We start from the raw sequence: 23,371 nt of genomic DNA on the forward strand, positions 1-23,371 counted from the left end.
ATTAAAAAATAGCACTGTTTATAACAGATTGATGAAAGTAGGCTATTGTTAAAATATATTTACAAAAAAACAATAGCCGTTTTTGCCAAATCTTTTATAATAGCGTCATGTTATTTAGACCCACGTTAATTAAACAAGTGTTATATAAACAATCGGATTATACAAACAACAGGATAGATTAAATCTGTGTTTGTGTTACCCAACCTTGTTATATAAAACCATACAATAATGGAGAACTGTTATGTCAGACTTACAAACATTCCAAAAACTTGCTGAAGCTCGTCGTTCTGTTTATGCACTAAACGATCAACTACCAGTCTCAAAAGAAGAAGTTATCAAGCTAGTTGAGCACGCTGTGCTACACACACCATCAGCGTTCAACTCTCAATCAACTCGTTTGGTTGTATTAATGGGTGAAGATCACAAAAAATTGTGGCAAATCACTGAAGACGAACTACGTAAAATCGTAAAAGATGACACTCAGTTCGAAGCAACTAAGCAAAAGCTTGAAGGCTTTAAAGCAGGCGCTGGTACTGTATTATTCTTCGAAGACAACGCTGTTGTAGAGCATCTACAAGACCAGTTCGCTTTATACGCAGACCGTTTCCCAGTATGGGCAGAGCACACAAGCGCTATGCATCAGTACGTTATCTGGACTGCACTAGCTAGCCTAAACATTGGTGCTAACCTACAGCATTACAGCCCAATCATCGATGAGCCAGTAGCTAAAGCTTGGAACATTGATTCTGACTGGAAACTAATCGCTCAGATGGTATTCGGCGGTATTTCAGAGCCAGCAGGCGACAAGCAGTATGCGCCACTTGAAACTCGCTTAAAAGTATACGGCAACTAATTATTGCTGATATAGCGTATCAACATACTACTTAGTAAACTCTACTGGTAGTATGTTAGTAGATAAAAAAGCAGCCCTGAGAAATCAGGGCTGCTTTTTTGTGTATTCGGCTTAATATCAAATTCGGCTTAATATCAAATAAAACCAGATAGAGCTAACTGTCTAAGCTAACTCTTTGCCTGACGCTTAGCGCCTTGTTTACGGAAGAAGTCAACATAATTGCCGGTAGTCTGTGGGAACATATTCGCTACTTTAGCGACCACGCCTCGGCTTGCCGGCAATACTACCTCTAATGGGCGCTTACTGATGATAGGACCGACAATCGCATCAACCACTTCATCCACGCTCAAGGTACGATTACCTGAGAAGGTTAGCGCTGCCTGCTCCTTATCCTTTTGCTGATCTAGCATAGGAGTTTGCACTGCATCAGGACACACGGTTGTGACCGCAATGCCATACTGTCCAAGCTCCATACCTGCAGCCAATGAATAAGAACGTACCGCAAACTTACTGGCACTATATAGCGATAGCCCAGGTACCGGAGATAACGCTGCCAATGAGGCCACATTAATGATATGACCGGCGCCTTGCTTGCGCATCACCTCAATCACATTTTGAGTACCAAAAATGGTGCCTTTGACATTGATATCAAAGTGCAAGTCGACCTCGTCAGGCACCACAATATCAGCAACCCAGTTCTCTTTTAGTACCCCTGCGATATTGCACAGCACATCAACCCGCCCCCAGTGCTCGATAACTTCTGAGACCACGGCCTGCCAAGCCTCTACGCGGCGCACATCGAGTGTTTGGAGTAATAGGTTGCCACCGTCTGTGACCGACTTGTGATCGCCAAAGCTTGCTTGCAGCGCTTCGGTATTAATGTCGCAAGCACACACCTGATGGTTGTCTGCTAGCAAACGCTGGCACAAGGCATGGCCAATACCAGATGCCGCACCAGTTACGATATAAGTTTGCGCCATATGCCACCTCTCTTTTTGTTATTAGCGGATTGTGATACCGATGTAAATGTACCAAACTCAAGCTCACCCATACGCACGGTTGGCGCAGTACCTGGGAATAGATAATATCCCGCAGACTCAGAAGACAACGCCATATTATAGAAGCGCTCATCTTTTGGATAAGGGCCTGCTACTGTCTTTTCTTGAATCATAGATAGGTACTGATCGACACCGAACTCTAAGGTATTACCATTTAATATCACCTCTGAGCCTGTCATTTCGGCATACTCAGCAAGCCCTTTAATGGTTGAGTGTTGCGGTGCGTAAGAGTCCATACTGACGCCGTTTTCTGAAGTCACTAATAGACCTTGATCGGTATGCGCCACAATTGAGTGGTTACCTTCGGTGTGACCTTTGGTATGCATTAGAGCTACCGAGCCATCACCCAAAAATACATCGCCATCAATCAGCTCAATACGGCTATCGTCTATCCCATCGATACCACCTGGGCAATACCACTGATTTTGCCAAGGCAATAACGCTTGCGTACTTTCCCACTCTTCACGCATCACCAATAGCTTGGCATTAGGGAAAATAGCCGCTTGACCATTACCGCCTAACCAGCGCGTAATATTCTGGGTATGCAAGTGATCGTAGGTTATGTAATCGACATCTTCTGGCGCCAGTCCTAGCTTCTCCAGTGCTTGTAGTACTGTATTCTTAGGTTTCACAATAAGGGCTTCAACAGGCTTAGAGAAGACACCAACGTCTTCAAGCATGTGATAGAAATAAGGCGTATCGCGCTGATTTTCCCAATCAGAAGGACTCACCAACAAGGTCTTTAAACCTTCATCACTATCAAACTGAATCACAAACAGCTTATTACAAATGTGGATGTAAGGCGTGGGAAGTGAGAAGGCGTTGAGATAGCCGTATTTGGTAGGATAAGGAATGCGAATTAACTCAAAGGTTTTATAAAACTTAACCTTAGGGTTGCTTAGCATGGCTTTACGAAAGTCTGTAGCGGCGGCTCTCACATCTTCCACTCTATCGAGTGGTTTAGCCGCATCACGGGCTGATTTGAAGTGAGAGACCGATTGAATGATACTCATATGACAATCCTTGTGTGGTAGTAACTTGTTAACATCCCTTCATAACATACTACTTGAGCTAACAAAATAAAAGTGCTTTATTCAGGCGCTACAGTTCTGTTTTTATTGATATAAACCTCTTAAGTAAGGCTGACAACAAAATCTAAAACGGCATTTGGATCTAAAAGCACCTGGCTCTAAAAAGGCACCTCACTTTCCCATGCCATCCAAGTATTCATAGTCGGATGCTTTAGTCTCAGCTTATGCGCATGCAAATTCAGGCGTGGTGCTATCGATAACGCCTCGCCTTCAGCATAAATCGGGTCGCCAATAATGACATGCCCTAAGTGCTGCATGTGTACTCGCAGCTGATGACTACGACCCGTTATCGGGTGTAGTGCCACTCGAGTCACTGCCTTACCTTCTCTTAGCTCATGATGTAACACTTCATAGTGGGTCAGCGCGTGTTTTTTCCAATCAGGATCAGCGACATGCTTTGGCTTAATAGTCGGCTCATAGCGCACAGGAATGTTAATCTCACCTTTTTTGCCAGGCACCGCTAAAGTACCCATGACAACCGCCTGATATTCTTTTTGAGGAATACGCTCAATGAACTGCTTACTGATATGAGTCTGAGCCGGTTTGTTTTTTGCAAAGATCATCAGCCCTGAAGTGTCCATGTCCAATCGATGAATCAATTTGATATCGGGATTGGCTTTTTCTAAGCGTGATAACAGGCTGACCTTCAAGTCCTTACCGTCAATGCTGAGCAGCCCAGCTGGCTTATCGACCAGCAGGATATCGTCATCTTCATAGACCGTAATATCAGCGGCAAATTGTTTAAAAAATTCAGAATCGTACTGAGATTCTTGTGAATTTAATTGATTCACAGTCTCTATTGATATTGGCATAATATGTCACAATATTAGTTAAGTGTATGGATTTAAAGCGCTAAGAGTATATCATCAATCTAACTCATACTAATTATTAACCTTACTTAACGGGGTTAAAACAAAAAATCAGAACAATAAATGGTAAGATACACACCATGATGGTTGATGGCATGGTATAAGCTTTGGCTATTTATATCACTTCTATTCAAACACCTTATCTTTAACCAATCCAATTTAGATATCTAAATTAAAACATTTCGAATTTAAACACCCATAAAAGGAATCTATTATGTCAGATTTAATTATCAATACTTCAGACGCTAACTTTGAGCAAGACGTTGCAAAATCAGAACTGCCTGTTCTATTAGACTTCTGGGCAGCTTGGTGTGGTCCATGTAAAGCGATTGCGCCTATCTTAGAAGAGATTGCTGAAGAATATAAAGGCAAAGTACAGGTTGTAAAAATTGATGTAGACGACAACCCAGAAACTGCCAGCCGCTTTGGTATCCGTAGCATCCCAACGCTAATGGTATTCAAAAACGGTGAGAAAGTAGATACGGCAATGGGCCTACAGCCTAAAGCAGACCTAGCTGCATTGCTTGATAAGCACCTATAGTTCTAAGTATCTATAGCTCTAAGCACCTATAATGCTATCGCTGATGATAAGTCAGTCAGCAGTTAAATATTGTAGGTATTGATTCTGCAATGACAATTCCGCTACAAAGATTCTGTCTTGGTAGCGGTATTTTTATGGGTAGCCCTATTAGCCAAACTATGTTGTTAGTAAAAAGCAGCTTGTTAGTAAAACTGCTTCTAAGTAAAAACTGCATGTTAGCTAAAATAGCAGTTAAACACTAAAAATAGAGCTAAAAGCTTATCAATTTTTAGCTTTAAAGCAACAAAATCATTGACATGACACGGGTAAACACCGTATAGTTTGAACTCTAGAGAATACCTATTGTCAACTTGTGTCAATTTGCGCCCTGCCAAAGCCATTAGCAGTATTATTATTCACTGTTAATCTTTTAGTCCGCAGTCAACGCTATCTGCACACAACCTTTGCTTAATCATTTTTGTAACAGAGCTTCTATCATTATTGCGCCTCCCAGTTGTGCTCAATACTATTGAGTTTGTGTTGAATCTTATTGTGTTCGACGCATTGTTAGCAGCTGTGCATTGCCCCAATACATGATTTACTGCTCTACACGCTGTGTATGAACTCCTAATTTGCTTGCAAATATTTGTTTAATACAGGGTTAGCAACCTCAATAATGATACGAAGTCAAACACTGACAATCATAAAATCTTTTCTCATTTTCTTGCATAACCGTACATCCCATCTGTACCTGATAACAATATATACATATACCACCTTGTTTTAAATTTGTCTGCTCGGTTAATTTGGTCATGAGCTGTTATTAACCTAGTGATTATGATGAATAACGGTGAACGGATATATAGCAAGTGCTCTTCTTATTTTGAGTACCTATTTCTGAGTAACTATCCACTGACTATTGAATACTTATCTACCCCATTGTGTAAGGTTCTAAACGGATATCAACATACTCCTTAAGCAAGTCTGGATGACGTCTTAATTGAGCTAAGTAAATTTCTTCATGCTATGACATTGATATTTTCCTATCTTAATTTCTTGTTAAACCTACCTGAGTATGACGCAGGCTCCTTGCCACTAATGCGTATATCTCAATAACTTATTTTGCATGTACCCAAATCTAGGTGTATTGGCAGCTGACTATGACTCAACAACCATCAAACGAAACCTCTATGAATCTGACTGAACTGAAAAAGAACTCTGTTTCTGAATTGCTAAACATTGCAAAAGAAATGGGGCTTGATAACCTGGCACGTAGCCGCAAACAAGACATCATTTTTGCGATATTAAAAAAACATGCCAAAAATGGAGAAGCCATCTACGGTGATGGCGTTCTTGAAGTCCTCCCAGACGGTTTTGGCTTCTTGCGCTCATCGGAAGGCTCTTATCTTGCCGGTCCTGACGATATTTATGTCAGCCCCAGTCAGATTCGCCGCTTTAGCCTAAAAACAGGTGACTCAATCGCCGGTACCATCCGACCACCTAAAGATTCTGAACGCTACTTTGCCCTATTAAAAGTAGGCGAAATCAACTTTGATACCCCAGATCGTTCTCGTCACAAGCTTATCTTTGAAAACCTCACCCCTTTATTCCCAACTGAGCAATTAAGACTTGAGATGGGAAATGGCACATCAGAAGATTTAACTGGTCGCGTAATTGACTTAATTGCCCCTATCGGTAAAGGCCAGCGCTCTATTATTGTTGCACCGCCAAAAGCCGGTAAAACCGTATTATTACAGACCATTGCTCAATCGATCACCCGCAATAACCCAGAGTGTTACGTCATCGTATTGTTAATTGACGAACGTCCGGAAGAAGTGACCGAAATGCAGCGCACCGTACGCGGTGAAGTGGTTGCTTCAACCTTTGATGAGCCGCCACAACGTCACGTACAAGTGGCAGAAATGGTGATCGAAAAAGCCAAGCGCTTAGTTGAACATAAGCAAGATGTGGTGATTTTACTTGACTCTATTACTCGTCTTGCTCGTGCCTACAACATTGTCGCACCCTCTTCTGGCAAGGTATTAACCGGTGGTGTTGACGCCAACGCCCTGGCACAGCCAAAACGTTTCTTCGGTGCGGCGCGTAATATCGAAGAAGGCGGCAGCTTAACCATTATTTCTACGGCATTGATTGATACCGGCAGTAAAATGGACAGCGTGATCTTTGAAGAATTCAAAGGAACCGGTAACCAAGAAATTACGCTTGAGCGTGACTTGGCCGAAAAACGCGTATTCCCTGCCATTAATATCAAAAAATCAGGTACTCGCCGCGAAGAGCGTTTGCTAGATGAAGATACGTTGCGCAAAGTTTGGATCTTACGCAAACTGCTACAGCCAATGGATGGTGTGCAAGCTACTGAGTTCTTGTTAGACCGCTTAAAAGAAGCCAAAACCAACGATGACTTCTTTGATCAAATGAAGCGTAAATCACAAAACTAATGCTGCACTTATTACGCTCATAGCAGCTTTAATAAGATGCTATTACCGAAAGACCCCCTATTTAGTCCAATAAATAGGGGGTCTTTTTAATGCTTTAATATAACTGACATCAAAACGATACATCTTTGTAACAACCGTTACGTACCTATGATAAAGACTTGCTATATCGATACACCTAAATATTAAGTCGTGCTCTACAATAGATTATAGAAATAAATAGTAGCTAAAGTTTACTTATATCATATATCTAAAGACATACTCACTCATCTAGTGACATAAAGGAAGGGACTATGAAACTTACTAAATCTATCGCATTAGCAACCATGACTAGCTCAGCTCTTTTGATGGCTGGCTGTAACACAACGACAGGTACTTTTGATCCAAATAACATGAGCACTACTGCAAAAGGTGCGACTGCCGGTGCTGCCGCAGGTGCATTAATCCGTAGTGGCGGTGATTCAAAAGATATCGCTCGTGGCGCTATTGCAGGTGCTGCATTGGGTGGTGCTGGTGGTTATGCGCTTGAGAAGCATAGAGAAAACCAAAATAACCAGCAATATCAAAATCAGCAGTACCAAAACCAACAGTATCAAAGACAGCGTTAATCACTAATACTTACTAAGTGTTAGAAAAAAAGGAGCCTATTATTTATAGGCTCCTTTTTTTGTTGCTATGTTTTATAAGACTGCTTTTAACTCTAATTGAGTCGTTAATTAAATATTACCGCTAAAAGTGTCACAACGATTGATGTCACCGCTTTCTAAGCCGGCAGTAAACCAATTAACACGTTGTTGACTACTACCATGGGTAAAGTTATCAGGTACTGCTGCTCGACCACTGGCTTTCGCTAAGCGATCATCACCAATCTGACTGGCGGCGTGTAGCGCCTCATCAATGTCACCTTCTTCTAAGAACTGAACACGCTGCTGATTTCTATTGGCCCAAACGCCAGCGAAACAGTCGGCTTGCAGTTCTTGGCGCACTGACAGCTCATTACCTTGGGTTTGACTTAACTGACGACGTGCTTCATTGACCTTTTGAGAAATGCCTAACAAGGTTTGAACATGATGGCCAACTTCATGCGCGACCACATAAGCTTGCGCAAAGTCACCGGCTTTGTCACGGTTCTCAGCATCACCTGACGCTTGTTGGTCACCAGTAATACCTAGGTTATTGCGCATCTCAGCAAAGAATGAGGTATCCAGATAAACTCGCTGATCGCCAGGACAATAGAAAGGACCGGTTGCTGAGGTTGCACTGCCGCAAGCCGATTGAACGCTACCACTAAATAGAATCAACTCTGGCTCTTTATAGGTTTGACCCATTTCATTAAAAATTTGGCTCCAAACCGCTTCGGTATCCGCTAAGACAACTGAGACAAACTGTGTGTCACGATCTGCATCTTCTTCGGAGATAGGTTGCACCGAGCCATTGCCGTCACCCGCAGTCACTGATTGCGCCGTTTGGTAAGCAGTCATTGGGTTCATATCAAACACCAACCACAACACCCCGGCAATAATAATACCTAAAATACCACCGCCAGCGACTTTACCACCACTTTTGCGTACATTACTACTGCCGCGTCTACCTTGCCATTTCATTTATATTTGCCTCAATATCTAATAAAAGTACTCAAATTATAGATGTCGCTTGATAAATTAGTAAATTAGAAAGTTGTAATAGGTCAGGATAACCATTTAACAGGTCAAAATTATACCGGTCGAATTAACGATGAGCTGACCCAATGACACACATTGAATAGGATTAAAATTTGCAATCCAACTGAGCACAATATAATAAATGAATGGCAAAGCGCAAATGACGATTCGAAAAAATCGGGCTCTAAACAGGATAATTGCCGACTTTATGGTGAAAATAACATATTTTGTTACATTTTTTGGTGCTTTTGGTCACTACTCTGTCAAACTCGTTACTGACTTTTTCATAACAACCCTTTATTATATCTAATCATAGAGCGATGATTTGCGTCACTCAAGTGTCATTGTTAACATTTCACAACTTTGTACCTAAGTAACTAATATACTTATCATTAAAAATACAGTATATATTAGGGTTATCTAGTTTTTTCGCTGGTTATTGATACATTATTTGGTCTATTGACCCAATTTATGTGCTGACAATCAGATGAACGGAAAAAAAATGCAGGCAATGTTTCGTTAAAAATTGTATCTAAATATAATGTTTAATGAGATTTACTTTAACTTGTAATATTAGTGATGTATAATCGCTAACGAATTCTGACTCTACGAGTTTTGATTATAATTAGTTAATCGACAGTAAACCCTTTATCTGCGTAACTTAATTATATGATGTTGTGTCAGTTATATTTCACTTTTTGGAGAAAATTATGAATCTTAAGCTAATCGCACTTTCAGGTATTATGGCTGCTTCTTTAGGTCTAGCTGCTTGTGACAGCAACAAAGAAGACGCTGTTGAAGACATCAACGATGCTCAAGAAGAGCTACAAGACGCTTCAGCTGAGCTTGATCAAGCTGCTGCTGAAGGCGAAGTTGTTGCTGACGAACAAGCTCAAGTAGCTGACGCTGAAGCTGCTGCTGCTGAAGCTGAAACTGCTGCTGCTGCTGGCGATGCTGAAGCTGCTGAAGAAGCTAACAACATCGACACTGACGCTGCTGACGCTACTGCGAACGACGCAATGGAAGCTGCTGATGACGTAACTGAAGCTACTGGCGAAGCTGCTGCTGACGCAGAAGCTGAAGTAACTGCTCAGTAATCAGTTATTTAGCAAAGATAATTGCCAGGTAGATGATTGCTTAATCAGTAATCCCTACTTTGCAAAACATAAAAAAGAGAGCCGTATGGCTCTCTTTTTTTTGCTTTGATTTTAATATCGGTCAAAAAAAATAGCGTCAGGACCTGTCTGAGACAACCAGATTCCTAAACGCTATCTGCTCTTCTGCTATCTATCCTTCTTACCTTATGTGAACGGTTATGAGCAATTATAAATGGTTTAATTGAACGGCTTCATTTAAAAATGAATTTAGGTGGCCATCTGAAGCTGCTTCTCATCCACTTGACGACGTAGCTTTTGACCGGCTTTGAAAGTAACCACACGACGTGCGCTTATTTCAACTTCTTCCCCTGTTTTAGGGTTACGGCCAGGACGGCTCTTTTTATCTTTCAATAAAAAGTTGCCAAATCCTGAAAGCTTAACTTCTCTACCCTCTACTAAGTGGGCATAAATTTCGTCAAAAAATGAATCGACCAGCAATCTTCCTTGTTGACGTGTAAACCCGAACGTATCGACTAAATGGTCGATGATGTCCGCTTTGGTTAGTGTTTCTGATTTTAATAATGTCATGACGGCTTCCTTATCGTGTAGAATCCTTTGGTGGTTATAAAAACCGGTATAGCTTATAGAGTGTGCTGAACACACTCTATAAGCTTTATTTTATAATTATAATAACTAACTTTTATACATTATGCTAAATTAAACGCACAATATCCATTTTTTATTGGCTTTTTTAATACTAGCTGTCTCTTAGCTGAGCACCGCGCTCGGATTCTAGTGCCTGAATAACTTGATCCATCACCTTATTCACCACGTCATCCGATAGGGTTTGTGCCACATCTTGCCAAATTAAAGCAAACGCAACCGAACGCTTACCGTCTGGTGTATGCTCACCTTGGTAAACATCAAATAGCCAGTGCTGCTGCAACAAGGTTCCGCCCGCTTTACGGATGGTATCCGATAACGCTTGGCGCGGAATCTCAGCATCGACTAACAGTGCGATATCGCGGCGAACTTGTGGGAATTTTGACAAGCTCTGAACCGCTTGAAGCGCACGAGCTTCTTTTAAGATTGGTGCTAAGCTTAATTGTGCTACCCAAGTCGTTGGTAGGTCAAGCTGTTGTGCCACGCTAGGGTGCAATTGTCCCAACCAACCCACAGCAACATCGTCAATTAACAAGGTCGCACTTTGACCTGGGTGCAAAAATGCTAAGTCACTGCGCTGATAACGGATACGCGAGTCATCCACTGCCAATGGCAATAACTGCTCAATGTCACGTTTTAGATCAAAAAAGTCCATCGCACGGTTGGCGTGTGCCTGCTCTGGATAGGCATCACCGGTCGCAACAATGGCTAGGCTTGGTGTTTGCACCAACTCAGAAACCGTTGCACCAACGAAGCTTAAACCTGTCTCAAAGAAACGGACGCGTGACTGCTGACGATTTAGGTTGTATTGTACACAAGGAATCAAGCTCGATAACAGTGTACGGCGCATCACAGCCAAGTCTGACGAAATTGGATTGGCAAGCGCTAACAGGTTACCCAGTTTTCGATCATCAAGCACTTTCTCAATTTTTTCATCACTGAAGCTAAAGCTAATCGCTTCCATATAGCCGGCATCAACCATCGACAGTTTTAAACGATGGGTTAAATCAGCGGTGTCATCATAACGCATATCGACGCCAAGCTTAGGCAAGGTGCTTGGAATGTTGTCGTAGCCATAAATACGCGCGATTTCTTCAATCAAATCTTCTTTGATTTCAATATCATAGCGATGGCTAGGCGGTACGCAACTTAACACCACTTGATCGTCTTTTTCGGTTTCGGTCACTTCAATTTCAAGCGCTGTTAAAATCTTAACAATGCGGTCTTTGTCGATATCAATACCGATAACTTCTGCTACTTTGTTTAACGGTAAGTTCACCGTTTGACGGCTAGGCAGTTTATCCGTACTTTCAACCGTAGTAATCTGTCCTGCCTGACCGTGGGCCACGTCACTGATTAGGTTAACCGCACGGTTCAGCGCCGTTAATGGCAACTCAAAGTCGACCCCACGCTCGAAGCGCTGTGACGCATCTGTATGTAAACCAAAGCGACGAGCACGTCCTGCAATAGCCAGAGGGCTAAAGAACGCACTTTCTAGTACGATATTAGTGGTTTCATCAGTAACACTGCTGCGCATGCCGCCCATGATACCGGCCAATGCTAGGATACCCTCATCATCGGCAATCACCAACTCATCACCTTTTAAGGTAACGGTCTGCTCATTTAATAGCTCAACGCTCTCGCCTTCATTGGCCAGACGCACTTGAATATCACCAACAATTTTGTCTGCATCAAAGGCATGCAGTGGTTGACCCAGTTCTAGCAGCACATAGTTAGTGACATCTACTAAGAAGTTATGCAAACGCTGACCACTTTGTAGCAGTGCTTTTTGCATCCAATCTGGCGTCTCTACCTGACGATCGATATTTAATACAGGTTGTGCCAAGTAGCGAGGACACGCATCAGTTGCGACAACCTTAACCGCTTGGCTCGCATCTACTTCTGCTTGTTGTGACTGAATGTCTGGCGCGGTGCAGCTCATCGCATTAATAACCGCAATTTCACGCGCAATACCACGTACGCTAAAGCAATCACCACGGTTTGGGGTAATAGAAATGTCTAGGATTTTATTATCTAGGCCCAAATACTCACGAATGTCAGTGCCGACAGGCGCATCATCTGGTAGCTCAAGCAAACCATCAACCACATCCGGCAAGTCAATCTCAGAAGCGCCGCACAGCATACCTTGAGACTCTACACCACGTAGCTTGCTTTTTTTAATCTTAAAGCCTTTGCCATCTTCTGTCGGTAACTTAGCACCGATAGTCGCTACAGGCGCTCGCATACCGACGCGCACATTTGGCGCACCACAGACGATTTGTAGAGGTGCTTCGCCATTAATGTTGACTTGTGTCACGCGTAATTTATCGGCATCAGGATGTGGCTCAACCGATATAACCTCGCCCACAACCACGCCACTAAAATCGGCAGCAACCGCTTCGATGTCATCAATTTCTAAACCGGCCATGGTCAGCTGATCAGCCAGTTGCTCAGTATTATTGTTAGGGTTTACCCATTCACGTAACCACTGTTCGCTAATTTTCATAGAGTTCTCAAAAGAATATCAATTTATTGTATTTTGTCGTGTCGTATAGAATAGGCCAACTTTATGAGCCTAATATAAACCTAGTGCTGCATTAACCAAACTGGCGTAAGAAACGCACATCGTTTTGGAAGAACAAACGCAAGTCATCAATGCCATAATAAAGCATCGCAAAGCGTTCAATGCCCATACCAAAAGCAAAGCCGGTAAACTTGTCCGAGTCTATACCACAATTTTCTAATACTTTTGGATGCACCATGCCGCAGCCCATCACTTCTAACCACTTGCCATTATCTGCCAAAATATCTACCTCAGCAGATGGCTCAGTAAACGGGAAGAAAGAAGGACGGAAACGTACGGTCAGTTGACGACCAAAGAAAGCTTCTAAAAACTCATTAATCAGACCTTTTAATTCTGCAAAAGTCGTATGCTCAGTCACCATTAACCCTTCTAACTGATGGAACATCGGTGAGTGAGTTTGGTCAGAGTCATTACGGTAAACGCGGCCTGGACAAATAATACGAATCGGCGGCTCACCCGCTTCCATCGTACGAATCTGAACCGGGCTGGTGTGCGTACGCAATAAGTAGTGTGCGTCAAAATAGAAGGTATCATGCATCGCACGTGCAGGGTGATGTGACGGAATATTAAGCGCTTCAAAATTGTAATAATCACTTTCAACTTCAGGGCCAGTCGCCACGTTGAAGCCTGCTTGCATAAAGAACTGCTGCATGCGCTGAGCCGTCATGGTCACTGGATGTAGCTGACCTTTTTGTTGACCACGTGCTGGTAAAGTAATATCAATGCGCTCAGCAGCTAACTTGGCTTCTAGTGCCGCTTTTTCGATGGCTTGTTGTTGACTGTTTAAAGCCTCATTAATCTGAGTACGTACCTGATGCAACCAGCCGCCCTTGGTCTTTTTATCATCGGCATCTAGCTTGCCCATTTGCTTCGACCACTGGGTAAGCGCACTTTTTTTACCGGTCAAATTAACCCGCATTTGCTGTAAATCTGCGCTGGCTAAAATCTTAGCAATCGCTGACTGTGCGGCTTGCGTATAGCTTTGCAACTGATCTTGTGTCAGTTCACTTAACATCTCAGATAAGGTAGGTAAGCTTGCAATCAGCTCGTTGATGCTAGGTTGTGGCTCAGAGCTATGATCGTGTTGAGTGTTTGATGTGCTGTCAGATTGAGTCATGTAAGCATTCTCAGATAGTTGTTGGCTATGGGCAACCTGTCTCAAACAAGGTGCCTTAAAATAGGATGTTAAAAGTATAGAATTAAACTATGGAACTAAAATATTGAGATATCGAGGGATAATGGGAATTGTACGATTGAATGGGATGATTTAATCAGATTATAAATCACGCCGTTTGTTATCCACTCATATCCGTTTGTGTGTCAGTAATTGTAAGCAAATTAAACAAAAAAAGCCATCGATATGCGATGGCTTCTTTTTTTACGATAACTACTTATAGTTTAATTAATGCTAATTAAGCCAAAGCAGCTTTTGCTTTTTCAGTCAAAGCAGTGAATGCAGCAGCATCATGCATAGCGATGTCAGCTAGTACGCGACGATCGATTTCGATGTTTGCTTTCTTCAGACCGTTGATGAAACGGCTATAGCTTAAACCATTTAAACGTGCACCAGCGTTAATACGAGCAATCCAAAGACGACGGAAAGTACGTTTTTTGTTGCGACGGTCACGGTACGCATACTGACCAGCTTTAGTTACAGCTTGTACTGCTACACGATATACACGTGAACGAGCGCCGTAATAACCTTTAGCGCGCTTTAAGATTTTTTTGTGACGACGGTTTGCTTGAACACCACGTTTTACACGGGCCATAAGATACTCCTAATAAATTGATTTGCCTGAACTTATACTGTTAATAAGTAAAATAATATAAGAACAATAGAAATTAAGTGGGTTTATAAATAAGGGCACATACGGCGAACCGCAGCTACATCAGCAACGTGCACCAGTTTCGTACCACGTAATTGGCGAATACGTTTAGGAGACTTTTTGGTCAGAATGTGACGTTTGAACGCTTGTTTGCGCTTGAAGCCGTTAGCAGTTTTTTTGAAACGCTTAGCAGCACCACGTTTTGTTTTCATTTTAACTTTCATAAGAACCTCTTATTCTTTGTTGTTAGCGTCGGTGAATCTAAAAAGATAACACTTAGCTTAACAGCCAAGGGAAAACCTGTTCGTCAGTGTGTTTATCTTATTTAGTGATTCATAAAATAGAATAAATAAATCAGATTCCAGCACTGCCTTGAGGTGGGAAGCGCGCATTATATCAGAATAGGCGCTGTTAACCAAACCTATTTAGCAAAAACTTGTGTCAAATTTGACCAAAATTACGCTGTTTTGACAAAAAATAGCGAAACTTGATGGTTTATGACCCATGCCTAAAAAAGTTAGCCATAAATTGTTAACAATCTCATCATGATTGCTGATGATGATTAGCCGATAAACCTATATACTAGAGACGACCTTATTGTATTAAATATAGAGTATGCTTCATGTCTTATTCAGATCAAACCAATCCAGCAAATCAAGCTAACTTGTCAGATCAGTCTAGTGAGCGTCTTGATACCGCTTCTATGCCCGCCGGCAGTTGGCTAGATGAGGTTCAGTTTAATTCAGATGGTTTAATCCCAGCCATTGCTCAGGATAAAGAAACTGGCGAGATATTAATGATGGCGTGGATGAATCGTGAGTCGTTACAATTAACGGCTGACACCAAAACCGCGGTCTATTTTTCACGCTCACGCAATAAGCTGTGGCATAAAGGCGAAAGCTCAGGTCACACCCAAATTGTGCACAATTTATACTTAGATTGTGATGCTGATGTGATCGTGCTAGAGATTACCCAAATAGGTAATATAGCCTGTCACACTGGCCGCAAATCTTGCTTTTATCGTCAACTCGATCTGAGTAATCCAGAGGCACCAAGCTGGAAAGCGGTATTACCGGTATTAAAAGACCCAGACGCTATTTATGGTAATAGCAGCAATGATATAATAGCGGCAACAGATAACAGTGCTGCCTCTGCTGCAACTGGCTCTGGCTCTGAACAGCTATCGAACACCGACGGTCGTGCCAGCGCCATCCTAAAGCAACTCGACCAAGTGTTGATTGAGCGCAAGCAAGCGGATGCGGATAGCTCTTATGTGGCTAGCCTGTACGCCAAAGGTATTAATAAAATTTTAGAAAAAGTGGGTGAAGAAGCGGTAGAAAGCATTATTGCTGCCAAAGACTTAGCGCACTATAACGATCAGCCTTCCAAGCAGTCTGCCGACCAGCAAGCCCTAATAGACGATTTAATTTATGAAACAGCAGATGTCTGGTTTCATACCTTGGTCACGTTAGCTTGGTTTAATATCGGCTCTGAGCAAATATTAGCAGAGTTAGCAAGACGCTTTGGGCTATCGGGTATCGAAGAAAAGAACAGACGCACCCAATAGTAATGCTCCCTAATTTTTAAAAATATATTTTTCTATCAATGACTTCTGCAACATCATAAAAGGACAAGACTATGAGCTTATCTCCAATGCAGTTATTAATTATCCTAGGTATTGCCCTGCTTATCTTTGGTACTTCAAAGTTAAAAAACGCCGGAAAAGATCTGGGCGGCGCGGTAAAAGGCTTTAAAGATGCGGTAAAAGATGAAGAAGAAGCGCATGCCAAAAAGCAGCACAAAGTGATTGATCATGATGGCAATGCGAATAACAAAGTAAATAGCAGCAACATTGATGACGCCAAAGTAAAAGAAGACACGCATCAGTCCTAATGATTGGCTTTTAAACACCTGCCTTTAATAGGTTTAGATTAATAGCTTTCAGAGTAAACCATCAAAACAGTCAGCGGCAGTGCCTGATCGGCTTTGCTTGCTATTTATACAGTCATAGGACAAAAAGCGGTTATGTTTGACTTTAGTTTTTATGAGCTCTTGGTATTTGGTGTCATTGCACTGATTGTGCTGGGCCCAGAAAAGTTGCCGCAAGCAGTGCGCACTATGGGTACCTATTACGCCAAATTCCGCCGTACTGTGGGTACGATAAAGGCAGAAATGGAAGCAGAGCTTGATTTGGCCGAAACTCGACAGCTGATGCAGCAAGAGTTGGCCAAAATACGTCAGACTGAAGCGCAAATGAAGCAAGAGATGGATCAGTTGCGTGACAGCATGCAGGAGTTTGAGCAGCAGCAAAACTCACAGTTAAAGCAAACGCTGAATGCAGATGGCAGCACGTCTGAGAACGGTCTAACTACGGATACGGCTGCTACTGACAGCCACAGCCTCGAGTACAGTAATGTTGATAGCAGCAAGGTTGATGACGTCAATAACGATAAGCCACATCATGTTAGTGCGCACCGCAATTATGAAGACAGTTGGGTGCATCCAGTGGCTGGGGCAAACCCTGTCACCGCAACCACTGCGGCTGGACTGACGACAGCTGCTGCAACAGATTCCGAAGCAGTAACAGAAGACCACGTATCCGCTGCGTCGAATAGCGCGCAATCTACTCGCTATCAACACAACACCGCTGACGACTGGCAACTGCCGATGACCCGCCCTTGGGAAAATATGTGGTTCTTGTTGGGTGAATATGATCGCGTCAGACGCTTGCCGCCAGCGCCTTTTTTGCCTAATTATAAAGCCAATCCGCTGCTGTATATGCTGCCTAAAAACAGCAACGTTCAAAGCGCTACTGAGCAAGCTAACAACAGTACAGATACGGACAGCAGCACGCCCCTATCGACCGCTAGCTCTGAGGCCAAATCATGAGTTTGTTTAAGAAAAAGAAAGCTCGTTTTGCCTCAGACAACAGTAATGACCCCGAAAACCCCACTAACAATAGCGCAAGTGAGACTATGGCTAATAAGGATGACAACAGTCTGGCTGATATGCCGTTAACCGAGCATTTGGTTGAGCTAAGATCGCATTTAATTAAGATTATGGCCGTGGTTGCTGTTATCTTTTTGGGTTTAGTCGGCTTTTCACGTGAGCTTTATGACTTTATCTCTGAGCCTTTGGTTGAGATATTGCCTACCGCTTCGACCATGATTGCTATTGATCCTGTGGCCAACTTCATGGCGCCGATACGCCTAACCTTGCTGACTTCTGCGTTTATTGCGATGCCTTTTATCTTATATCAGATTTGGTCGTTTATCGCGCCAGGGCTATATAAGCATGAAAAGCGCATTGCGGTTCCTATCTTGTTGTCGTCAATCGTTTTATTTTATACCGGTGTGGCATTTGCCTACTTTATTGTACTGAAGCGGGCACTCAGCTTTTTAATCACCTTCTCGCCCTCTAGCGTCGTGCCTATGACAGACATTGAGAGCTATCTGAGCTTTGTCACTAAGCTATTAATGCTATTTGGTATTACCTTTGAGATACCTGTGGTCGTGCTTATTTTAGTGATTACTGGTATTGTATCGGTCGCAACGTTGGCTGAAAAACGCCGCTACGTGATTGTCGCTTGCTTTGCTGCAGCGGGTGTAATGTCACCGCCTGATGTACCGTCTATGTTTTTATTGGCACTGCCCATGATATTGCTGTTTGAATTTGGACTATTGATGGCGCGCCTTTTGATAAAAGAGAAAAAGGCAGCACTGGCCGAAAAAGAAAGCTAAACGCTCGGCAGGTTACTGGGTACATTGAGCCTCTGATTGAGCAAACGCTTAGCAACAGTATCGCTAACAAAAACACGCCATAGACCATAAGATAGGGTCGTTTGAAAGCGCCCTTATCTGCTAGTAACTGGCCGCTTAAAAGCGTCTAATTAAAGCGCTTAATTAAAAGGTGCTATCAACGCCAACCTAACCGCATTGCTTTAAATCCTCTGCTTTATCTGCATCACTCATTGCTATTTACTATCACACCCTCATATTTAACATTGTTCACTTTTCATTTTTATCACAATAGGTAACTGTCCATGTCCGTCACTGATTATTCGTCTGATTCTATGCCTGCTTATATGAGCGATCCGACCGATGAGCAGCTAGCAGCGCTAAATATGGCCATGGATGGCAAAACCTTTAAAGTCGTGGCCTACGCTGGTGCCGGTAAAACAACCACATTGAAGCTTATCAGCGAGCGCTTGCGTGGTCGTGGCTTGTATTTGGCATTTAACAAAGGCATTGCGACTGAAGCTAAGCAAAAATTCCCAGGCCATGTCGATTGCCGCACCTTCCACTCGTTAGCTTATCGCCATGTACCGCGTGACATCACCGCCAAGCTGTCATTACCACGATTTTCACCCAAACGCTTGGGCGATGATTTGGGACTGCGAACCGTACAAGTGCGCCGTCAAATCGAAGGCAAAACCAATTACGTTAACCTGACACCAGCGCGCCAAGCACGATTTGTCAGTGACGCGGTCAGCTATTTTTGTAGTACTCATGCCAGCTACCCTGCCCCGCGCCACTTGCAGTTTCCAAGCTGGGTCAATGAATCCGATGCTGAGCAGCTGCGTGAGATGCTATATCCAGCGGTAGAAAGACGCTGGCTACAATCCATTGATGCCCGTCATCCGGCCGGTATTGGCCATGATATTTATCTCAAGCTATGGGCCTTATCAAAGCCGAGCATTCCTGCCGACTTTATTTTGTTTGATGAGGCGCAGGATGCCGATCCGTTAATGATGGGAATCTTGACCCAGCAGCCTCGACAGGTGATTTATGTCGGTGATGCACATCAGCAGATTTATGAATGGCGCGGCGCGGTTAATGCCATGAAAAAGTTACCACTACCGCAAACCTTGCTGACTCAGTCATTTCGCTTTGGTGAAGACATTGCCGATGTCGCCAACTTGCTATTAAAAGCGCTGCAAGAAGAAGTACCGCTAAAAGGCAACCCTAAAAAGAAATCATCAACCTCTAAAATCTCAGCTCAAGGTAAAAAAGACGCTATTTTATGCCGTACTAATGCGGCGGCCATGACTCAACTGTTAGCCGGCTTAAAAAGTGGTCATAAAGTAGCCTTGCAAGCAGATGCTGATAGAATGCTCAAATTCTGTAAAGCGGCAGAGAGCTTAAAAGCGGGTAAATCAGCCTATGGCGTGCCTGAGCTGGCCTATTTTTATCAGTGGAGTGATGTACAAGACTATGCTGAGACCAATGAAGGCAGTGACCTGAAAACTTTAGTCAAACTGGTCGATGACCATGGCACTGACGTATTGAGCCAAGCGGTGAATAGCTTAACCGATGTCAAAGATGCCGATTATGTGATCTCAACCGCGCATAAAGCCAAAGGTCTTGAATGGGGCAAAGTTCAACTTGATGATGACTTTTATTATGACGTCACCCCGCATGGGTTAAAAATTAACCCAGAAGAGTTGCGTCTGTTATATGTCGCTTGTACCCGTGCCAAAGACACGTTAGATATTCAACATATTCAAGACCTTATCTCAGGCTTAAAAACCGGTAAAAAAGTCATGTATGGATCGTAATACTCCGCGAGCAATTGTCACTGTACTGACCATTTGCGAGAGCCAAGCGACGTTTTAATTATTATATAAGTTTAGAGTTATGAGCCAACACCCCCACTCTGCGCACCCTGCCACAGCACAGCTGTTCTCAAATCCAGTGCGCCTGCTTGCCCCGATGGAAGGCTTAACCGATCCGTTGATGCGTCAGATATTGACCCAAATCGCCAGTGACTTGGGCCGACCTTATGATTGGTCAGTCAGTGAGTTTATCCGGGTTACCCATCATGTGTTACCGGCTCATGTGTTTTACCGCTTTGTGCCTGAGTTGAATCATCAATGCAAAACTGCCAGCGGTACCCCGATTCACATTCAGCTGCTCGGTAGCGAGCCTGAATTAATGGCTCAAAATGCATTAGCCGCTTGTGAATTGGGCGCACCTGCCATTGACTTAAATTTTGGTTGCCCGGCTAAAACAGTTAACAATCATCGCGGTGGCAGCGTGTTACTCGATGAGCCGAGTCTGATGCGAGACATCATCTCTGCAGTGCGTGACACCGTGCCTAGCCACATTCCGGTGTCGGCTAAGATTCGTTTGGGTTATACCGATACCAGCAATCTTGATGATATTCGAAAAGCCATCGCAGACAGTGGTGCAAACTGGCTGACCATTCATGCACGTACCAAGACCCAAGGCTATAAACCACCGGCGTATTGGGAAAAGATTGTTGGATTTACTGAGCTTGCGATGCCAGTGATTGCCAATGGTGAAATTTGGAACAATCAACACGCGCAGCGCTGTTGTGAACAGGCCAATACTCCACACCTAATGCTTGGTCGCGGTGCGGTCACTCGCCCAGATCTGATTGCACAAGTGGATAACCCAGATACTGAGCTGGATTGGCAGGCATTGATTACTCATCAACTGGCATTTTTGCATGGCGATGCCAAAACTGAAATGGCTTTGATTGGGCGTTATAAACAGTGGTTGGCCATGCTGAGTAAGGGTTATGCTGAGGCCAAAGTATTATGGGATGACATAAAAAAGCTGCGCGATAAACAAGCGATTATCGAGCAGCTACAGGCACAACGTGACGAGGTTTAGCGTTTGGCTTTAGGCTGACTTATATTTAAAGTCGGTGTTTAAAACGCCATGCGTAATGACAAGTAAAACAGCATAAAACAACACACCATCGACAAACCCCAAACGATGGAGCGGAATGTGGGCATATTAATCACATAGGCGATGCCATACACAATGCGCAAAGCGATATACATCACTGCCAAATAGTTAACCACTATTTGCGGTACGAAAAACAGCATCGAAGTAATCACAGCCGCCAAAAAGATAGGCAAACCTTCAAAGCTGTTTTGCTGCGCCGCATTGGCACGGGCAGCGGCACCAGTTAGTTTGGCCAGCGACTCACGAGGATGGGCATTGTCTGCCAGACGAAACCCGCCCAACGCTTTGGCTAATAAGGCAAACACAATAGGCAGTGCACTGGCAATGATCATGGTCCAAATGGCCACGCTCGATGACTCCGGAATTAAGGCAAAAAACCAACTCATCTTATCTCTCTTTACCGCTTATGGGATTATCATATTTAGGATCTAGTCATTAGTATCTAGTGGCGCGTTGCACACCATTAGCCAGCGACCACTTCAAAGCTATGCGTAATATGCACACCGCCGTCTGCCAGCATCTTACTGGCTGAGCAGTATTTATCCGCTGACAGTGCAACCGCTTTCTCTACCTGCTTCTGTTTGACATCATTACCGGTGACCACAAAGTGCAGATGAATATCAGTATATACCGCTGGTACCGTATCGGCACGAACCGCTGATAATTCACAACGCACATCTTTAATATCTTGACGGCTTTTTTCTAAAATACCGACCACATCATAGCTGGCACAACCGCCAAGACCGAGTAACACCAGCTCCATTGGGCTAGCGCCTTTCTCTTTATTGGCATCAATATCAACCGTCTTACCGGATGGCGCTGTACCGATAAAATGTCTGTCTTGTTTCCAAGTCACATCGCCTTGAAGCGGCATGGTTTTTGGATCTAATCTTGGGGCGTCAGTGCTCATGTCTGCGTACTCCTGAAGGCTATCTTTTTTTGTAAGGTTGAGACTGTATTTTTATAAAGATTGTATTTTAATAGAGACTGCTGCTAATCCTAGCATGACAACGACCCAATGCAAATGACCTTTGGGTAATTTGCTGCGGCTGACGATAACTTTAGCTGCTACCCTCTATATTGATACTAAAAAGCCAGTGTCGATTGGCACTGGCTTAAACATTTAATATAAGCGATGACTTAAACACCATGCTTACCCATACCGCCCAGAAAGAATAGGAACTGCAAAGGTAGCGTAATCACATCCACACCAACCGCCACTGGCGTCAGAAGCTTTAATGCCTGACGGCCTTGGTTATCGTGCTCAATGGTTTCAGTTACCGTTAACTTGACTGGTTGCTTTAACGGATAGGATAAGCGGTCAGTATTATTGATGCCTTCGATTAAATGAATCTGAAGCGCCACTTCTCGTGAACATTGCACTGTATTATAGCCACTGTTTAACTGGGTAGAAGTTGGCTCAAAGCACCTAAAGCCTAACGACTCCATCTGTGCTACCTCACCATCTTTAATCAGATTAAGGGGTTTATAAAAGTTAATCTTGGTTGTCGCACACCACTTATTGTCTTTATAACATTCATTATTAACATCTATATTTAACGACGTGTTTGGCTGTTGTTTCATATAACTGCCGCCAGCGTCATAAAAATCCAAATACAGATAGTCGGTATCGGCTTTGGTAAAAATATCTTCTAGCAACTGTGGTCTTTTGGCATAATCACTGGTCAATAAGTAACCATTCTGCTGACCGACCAATACCAAGGCATGCTCATAACCACGGATAGGTTGAGCCGGCTTTCCCATGTGGGTAATGGTATCAGATAAGTGAACGATGACCTCTTTGTCCTTTTTATCGGCGGCATCACTAACCATCGCCGTCATACAAGACGATAACCACAGTGGTGACAGAAGCGTTCCTGCCATCAATGCTACTTTTAAAGCCTGATGTTTGATAGCTTTACTATTTATGGCTTTATCATTCATAGCCTGTGCCATTAACAACCTCTCCCACTGTTC

At 43.3% G+C, this 23,371-nt stretch carries 23 protein-coding genes; 11 read left to right on the plus strand and 12 right to left on the minus strand.

All coding sequences use genetic code 11. From position 1 onward, the window contains the following. Window positions 1-241: 241 nt before the first annotated feature. Window positions 242-853, plus strand: coding sequence for a nitroreductase family protein (locus A6J60_RS07190; RefSeq protein WP_096065377.1), 612 nt, complete (start codon window positions 242-244; stop codon window positions 851-853). A 167-nt stretch (window positions 854-1,020) separates the two neighbouring features. On the opposite strand, the gene A6J60_RS07195 is transcribed toward A6J60_RS07190, so the two are convergent. The 3 genes from A6J60_RS07195 to A6J60_RS07205 all read right to left on the minus strand — a co-directional run bounded on the left by A6J60_RS07195 (window position 1,021) and on the right by A6J60_RS07205 (window position 3,814). Then, window positions 1,021-1,833: an SDR family oxidoreductase gene (locus A6J60_RS07195; RefSeq protein WP_096065378.1), complete on the minus strand. Its 813-nt coding sequence runs from the start codon at window positions 1,831-1,833 to the stop codon at window positions 1,021-1,023. Then, the gene (locus tag A6J60_RS07200; RefSeq protein WP_096065379.1) at window positions 1,812-2,924 is read right to left on the minus strand and encodes a hypothetical protein; all 1,113 of its coding nucleotides are present in this window, start codon (window positions 2,922-2,924) and stop codon (window positions 1,812-1,814) included. The genes A6J60_RS07195 and A6J60_RS07200 overlap by 22 nt, the downstream gene beginning before the upstream one ends. 176 nt (window positions 2,925-3,100) lie before the next feature. Further along, window positions 3,101-3,814 carry an RluA family pseudouridine synthase gene (locus A6J60_RS07205; RefSeq protein ID WP_096065380.1) on the minus strand — a complete coding sequence of 238 codons (714 nt, stop codon included), beginning with the start codon at window positions 3,812-3,814 and terminating at the stop codon, window positions 3,101-3,103. Between the two features lie 271 nt (window positions 3,815-4,085). Between A6J60_RS07205 and trxA the strand changes: the two genes are divergently transcribed. The 3 genes from trxA to A6J60_RS07220 all read left to right on the plus strand — a co-directional run bounded on the left by trxA (window position 4,086) and on the right by A6J60_RS07220 (window position 7,455). Further along, window positions 4,086-4,412 (plus strand): thioredoxin, encoded by a 327-nt coding sequence (trxA, locus tag A6J60_RS07210; RefSeq protein ID WP_096065381.1) that lies wholly within the window; start codon window positions 4,086-4,088, stop codon window positions 4,410-4,412. A gap of 1,169 nt (window positions 4,413-5,581) precedes the next feature. Then, on the plus strand, window positions 5,582-6,850 hold the full coding sequence (gene rho / locus A6J60_RS07215) for a transcription termination factor Rho (RefSeq protein ID WP_096066515.1): 1,269 nt from the start codon (window positions 5,582-5,584) through the stop codon (window positions 6,848-6,850). Between the two features lie 290 nt (window positions 6,851-7,140). Continuing rightward, window positions 7,141-7,455 (plus strand): glycine zipper domain-containing protein, encoded by a 315-nt coding sequence (locus tag A6J60_RS07220; RefSeq protein WP_096065382.1) that lies wholly within the window; start codon window positions 7,141-7,143, stop codon window positions 7,453-7,455. Between the two features lie 108 nt (window positions 7,456-7,563). Here the strand turns inward: A6J60_RS07220 and A6J60_RS07225 are convergent, their stop codons facing one another. Beyond that, window positions 7,564-8,451 (minus strand): neutral zinc metallopeptidase, encoded by an 888-nt coding sequence (locus A6J60_RS07225; protein ID WP_096065383.1) that lies wholly within the window; start codon window positions 8,449-8,451, stop codon window positions 7,564-7,566. Between the two features lie 767 nt (window positions 8,452-9,218). Between A6J60_RS07225 and A6J60_RS07230 the strand changes: the two genes are divergently transcribed. Then, window positions 9,219-9,605, plus strand: a complete 387-nt coding sequence (locus A6J60_RS07230; RefSeq protein WP_193778034.1) for a hypothetical protein — start codon at window positions 9,219-9,221, stop codon at window positions 9,603-9,605. A 267-nt stretch (window positions 9,606-9,872) separates the two neighbouring features. Here A6J60_RS07230 and A6J60_RS07235 read toward each other — a convergent pair whose 3' ends face one another. The 5 genes from A6J60_RS07235 to rpmI form a co-directional block, all read right to left on the minus strand. Then, complete coding sequence (locus A6J60_RS07235; protein ID WP_264755594.1) at window positions 9,873-10,217, minus strand: integration host factor subunit alpha; 345 nt, start codon at window positions 10,215-10,217, stop codon at window positions 9,873-9,875. Window positions 10,218-10,362: 145 nt separating this feature from the next. Beyond that, window positions 10,363-12,774 carry a phenylalanine--tRNA ligase subunit beta gene (gene pheT, locus A6J60_RS07240; protein ID WP_096065385.1) on the minus strand — a complete coding sequence of 804 codons (2,412 nt, stop codon included), beginning with the start codon at window positions 12,772-12,774 and terminating at the stop codon, window positions 10,363-10,365. Between the two features lie 91 nt (window positions 12,775-12,865). Next, the gene (pheS, locus tag A6J60_RS07245; protein ID WP_096066516.1) at window positions 12,866-13,867 is read right to left on the minus strand and encodes a phenylalanine--tRNA ligase subunit alpha; all 1,002 of its coding nucleotides are present in this window, start codon (window positions 13,865-13,867) and stop codon (window positions 12,866-12,868) included. 397 nt (window positions 13,868-14,264) lie between these two features. Further along, complete coding sequence (gene rplT, locus A6J60_RS07250) at window positions 14,265-14,621, minus strand: 50S ribosomal protein L20 (protein WP_007394884.1); 357 nt, start codon at window positions 14,619-14,621, stop codon at window positions 14,265-14,267. A gap of 83 nt (window positions 14,622-14,704) precedes the next feature. After that, window positions 14,705-14,902, minus strand: a complete 198-nt coding sequence (gene rpmI, locus A6J60_RS07255; protein ID WP_007394883.1) for a 50S ribosomal protein L35 — start codon at window positions 14,900-14,902, stop codon at window positions 14,705-14,707. 479 nt (window positions 14,903-15,381) lie between these two features. Here rpmI and hisIE point away from each other — a divergent pair, with 479 nt between their 5' ends. The 6 genes from hisIE to A6J60_RS07285 all read left to right on the plus strand — a co-directional run bounded on the left by hisIE (window position 15,382) and on the right by A6J60_RS07285 (window position 21,316). Beyond that, complete coding sequence (hisIE, locus tag A6J60_RS07260; RefSeq protein WP_096066517.1) at window positions 15,382-16,245, plus strand: bifunctional phosphoribosyl-AMP cyclohydrolase/phosphoribosyl-ATP diphosphatase HisIE; 864 nt, start codon at window positions 15,382-15,384, stop codon at window positions 16,243-16,245. A 71-nt stretch (window positions 16,246-16,316) separates the two neighbouring features. Next, on the plus strand, window positions 16,317-16,571 hold the full coding sequence (gene tatA / locus A6J60_RS07265) for a twin-arginine translocase TatA/TatE family subunit (RefSeq protein ID WP_096065386.1): 255 nt from the start codon (window positions 16,317-16,319) through the stop codon (window positions 16,569-16,571). A 132-nt stretch (window positions 16,572-16,703) separates the two neighbouring features. Further along, complete coding sequence (tatB, locus tag A6J60_RS07270) at window positions 16,704-17,567, plus strand: Sec-independent protein translocase protein TatB (RefSeq protein WP_096065387.1); 864 nt, start codon at window positions 16,704-16,706, stop codon at window positions 17,565-17,567. Window positions 17,568-17,653: 86 nt separating this feature from the next. Further along, window positions 17,654-18,418 (plus strand): twin-arginine translocase subunit TatC, encoded by a 765-nt coding sequence (gene tatC / locus A6J60_RS07275; RefSeq protein WP_413772381.1) that lies wholly within the window; start codon window positions 17,654-17,656, stop codon window positions 18,416-18,418. Between the two features lie 302 nt (window positions 18,419-18,720). Next, complete coding sequence (locus A6J60_RS07280; RefSeq protein ID WP_096065389.1) at window positions 18,721-20,235, plus strand: UvrD-helicase domain-containing protein; 1,515 nt, start codon at window positions 18,721-18,723, stop codon at window positions 20,233-20,235. Window positions 20,236-20,314: 79 nt separating this feature from the next. Continuing rightward, window positions 20,315-21,316 carry a tRNA dihydrouridine synthase gene (locus A6J60_RS07285; protein WP_096065390.1) on the plus strand — a complete coding sequence of 334 codons (1,002 nt, stop codon included), beginning with the start codon at window positions 20,315-20,317 and terminating at the stop codon, window positions 21,314-21,316. Between the two features lie 38 nt (window positions 21,317-21,354). Here the strand turns inward: A6J60_RS07285 and A6J60_RS07290 are convergent, their stop codons facing one another. The 3 genes from A6J60_RS07290 to A6J60_RS07300 form a co-directional block, all read right to left on the minus strand. Beyond that, window positions 21,355-21,780: an MAPEG family protein gene (locus A6J60_RS07290; RefSeq protein WP_096065391.1), complete on the minus strand. Its 426-nt coding sequence runs from the start codon at window positions 21,778-21,780 to the stop codon at window positions 21,355-21,357. A gap of 77 nt (window positions 21,781-21,857) precedes the next feature. Then, entirely contained in the window at window positions 21,858-22,268 is a 411-nt protein-coding gene (locus tag A6J60_RS07295; RefSeq protein ID WP_413772382.1) for an OsmC family protein, read from the minus strand. Between the two features lie 266 nt (window positions 22,269-22,534). Continuing rightward, window positions 22,535-23,350 carry a hypothetical protein gene (locus tag A6J60_RS07300; protein WP_096065393.1) on the minus strand — a complete coding sequence of 272 codons (816 nt, stop codon included), beginning with the start codon at window positions 23,348-23,350 and terminating at the stop codon, window positions 22,535-22,537. Between the last annotated feature and the right edge of the window lie 21 nt (window positions 23,351-23,371).

The organism is Psychrobacter sp. FDAARGOS_221, from assembly GCF_002313155.2.
GTDB lineage: Bacteria > Pseudomonadota > Gammaproteobacteria > Pseudomonadales > Moraxellaceae > Psychrobacter.

Excerpts from the sequence above, each read along its gene's own strand:
- A6J60_RS07190 (WP_096065377.1), top strand. The coding sequence starts at position 242 with ATGTCAGACTTACAAACATTCCAAAAACTTGCTGAAGCTCGTCGTTCT.
- A6J60_RS07195 (WP_096065378.1), bottom strand. The coding sequence starts at position 1,833 with ATGGCGCAAACTTATATCGTAACTGGTGCGGCATCTGGTATTGGCCAT.
- A6J60_RS07200 (WP_096065379.1), bottom strand. The coding sequence starts at position 2,924 with ATGAGTATCATTCAATCGGTCTCTCACTTCAAATCAGCCCGTGATGCG.
- A6J60_RS07205 (WP_096065380.1), bottom strand. The coding sequence starts at position 3,814 with ATGCCAATATCAATAGAGACTGTGAATCAATTAAATTCACAAGAATCT.
- trxA (WP_096065381.1), top strand. The coding sequence starts at position 4,086 with ATGTCAGATTTAATTATCAATACTTCAGACGCTAACTTTGAGCAAGAC.
- rho (WP_096066515.1), top strand. The coding sequence starts at position 5,582 with ATGAATCTGACTGAACTGAAAAAGAACTCTGTTTCTGAATTGCTAAAC.
- A6J60_RS07220 (WP_096065382.1), top strand. The coding sequence starts at position 7,141 with ATGAAACTTACTAAATCTATCGCATTAGCAACCATGACTAGCTCAGCT.
- A6J60_RS07225 (WP_096065383.1), bottom strand. The coding sequence starts at position 8,451 with ATGAAATGGCAAGGTAGACGCGGCAGTAGTAATGTACGCAAAAGTGGT.
- A6J60_RS07230 (WP_193778034.1), top strand. The coding sequence starts at position 9,219 with ATGAATCTTAAGCTAATCGCACTTTCAGGTATTATGGCTGCTTCTTTA.
- pheT (WP_096065385.1), bottom strand. The coding sequence starts at position 12,774 with ATGAAAATTAGCGAACAGTGGTTACGTGAATGGGTAAACCCTAACAAT.
- pheS (WP_096066516.1), bottom strand. The coding sequence starts at position 13,867 with ATGTTAAGTGAACTGACACAAGATCAGTTGCAAAGCTATACGCAAGCC.
- rplT (WP_007394884.1), bottom strand. The coding sequence starts at position 14,621 with ATGGCCCGTGTAAAACGTGGTGTTCAAGCAAACCGTCGTCACAAAAAA.
- rpmI (WP_007394883.1), bottom strand. The coding sequence starts at position 14,902 with ATGAAAGTTAAAATGAAAACAAAACGTGGTGCTGCTAAGCGTTTCAAA.
- hisIE (WP_096066517.1), top strand. The coding sequence starts at position 15,382 with ATGCCCGCCGGCAGTTGGCTAGATGAGGTTCAGTTTAATTCAGATGGT.
- tatA (WP_096065386.1), top strand. The coding sequence starts at position 16,317 with ATGAGCTTATCTCCAATGCAGTTATTAATTATCCTAGGTATTGCCCTG.
- tatB (WP_096065387.1), top strand. The coding sequence starts at position 16,704 with ATGTTTGACTTTAGTTTTTATGAGCTCTTGGTATTTGGTGTCATTGCA.
- tatC (WP_413772381.1), top strand. The coding sequence starts at position 17,654 with ATGGCTAATAAGGATGACAACAGTCTGGCTGATATGCCGTTAACCGAG.
- A6J60_RS07280 (WP_096065389.1), top strand. The coding sequence starts at position 18,721 with ATGTCCGTCACTGATTATTCGTCTGATTCTATGCCTGCTTATATGAGC.
- A6J60_RS07285 (WP_096065390.1), top strand. The coding sequence starts at position 20,315 with ATGAGCCAACACCCCCACTCTGCGCACCCTGCCACAGCACAGCTGTTC.
- A6J60_RS07290 (WP_096065391.1), bottom strand. The coding sequence starts at position 21,780 with ATGAGTTGGTTTTTTGCCTTAATTCCGGAGTCATCGAGCGTGGCCATT.
- A6J60_RS07295 (WP_413772382.1), bottom strand. The coding sequence starts at position 22,268 with ATGCCGCTTCAAGGCGATGTGACTTGGAAACAAGACAGACATTTTATC.
- A6J60_RS07300 (WP_096065393.1), bottom strand. The coding sequence starts at position 23,350 with ATGGCACAGGCTATGAATGATAAAGCCATAAATAGTAAAGCTATCAAA.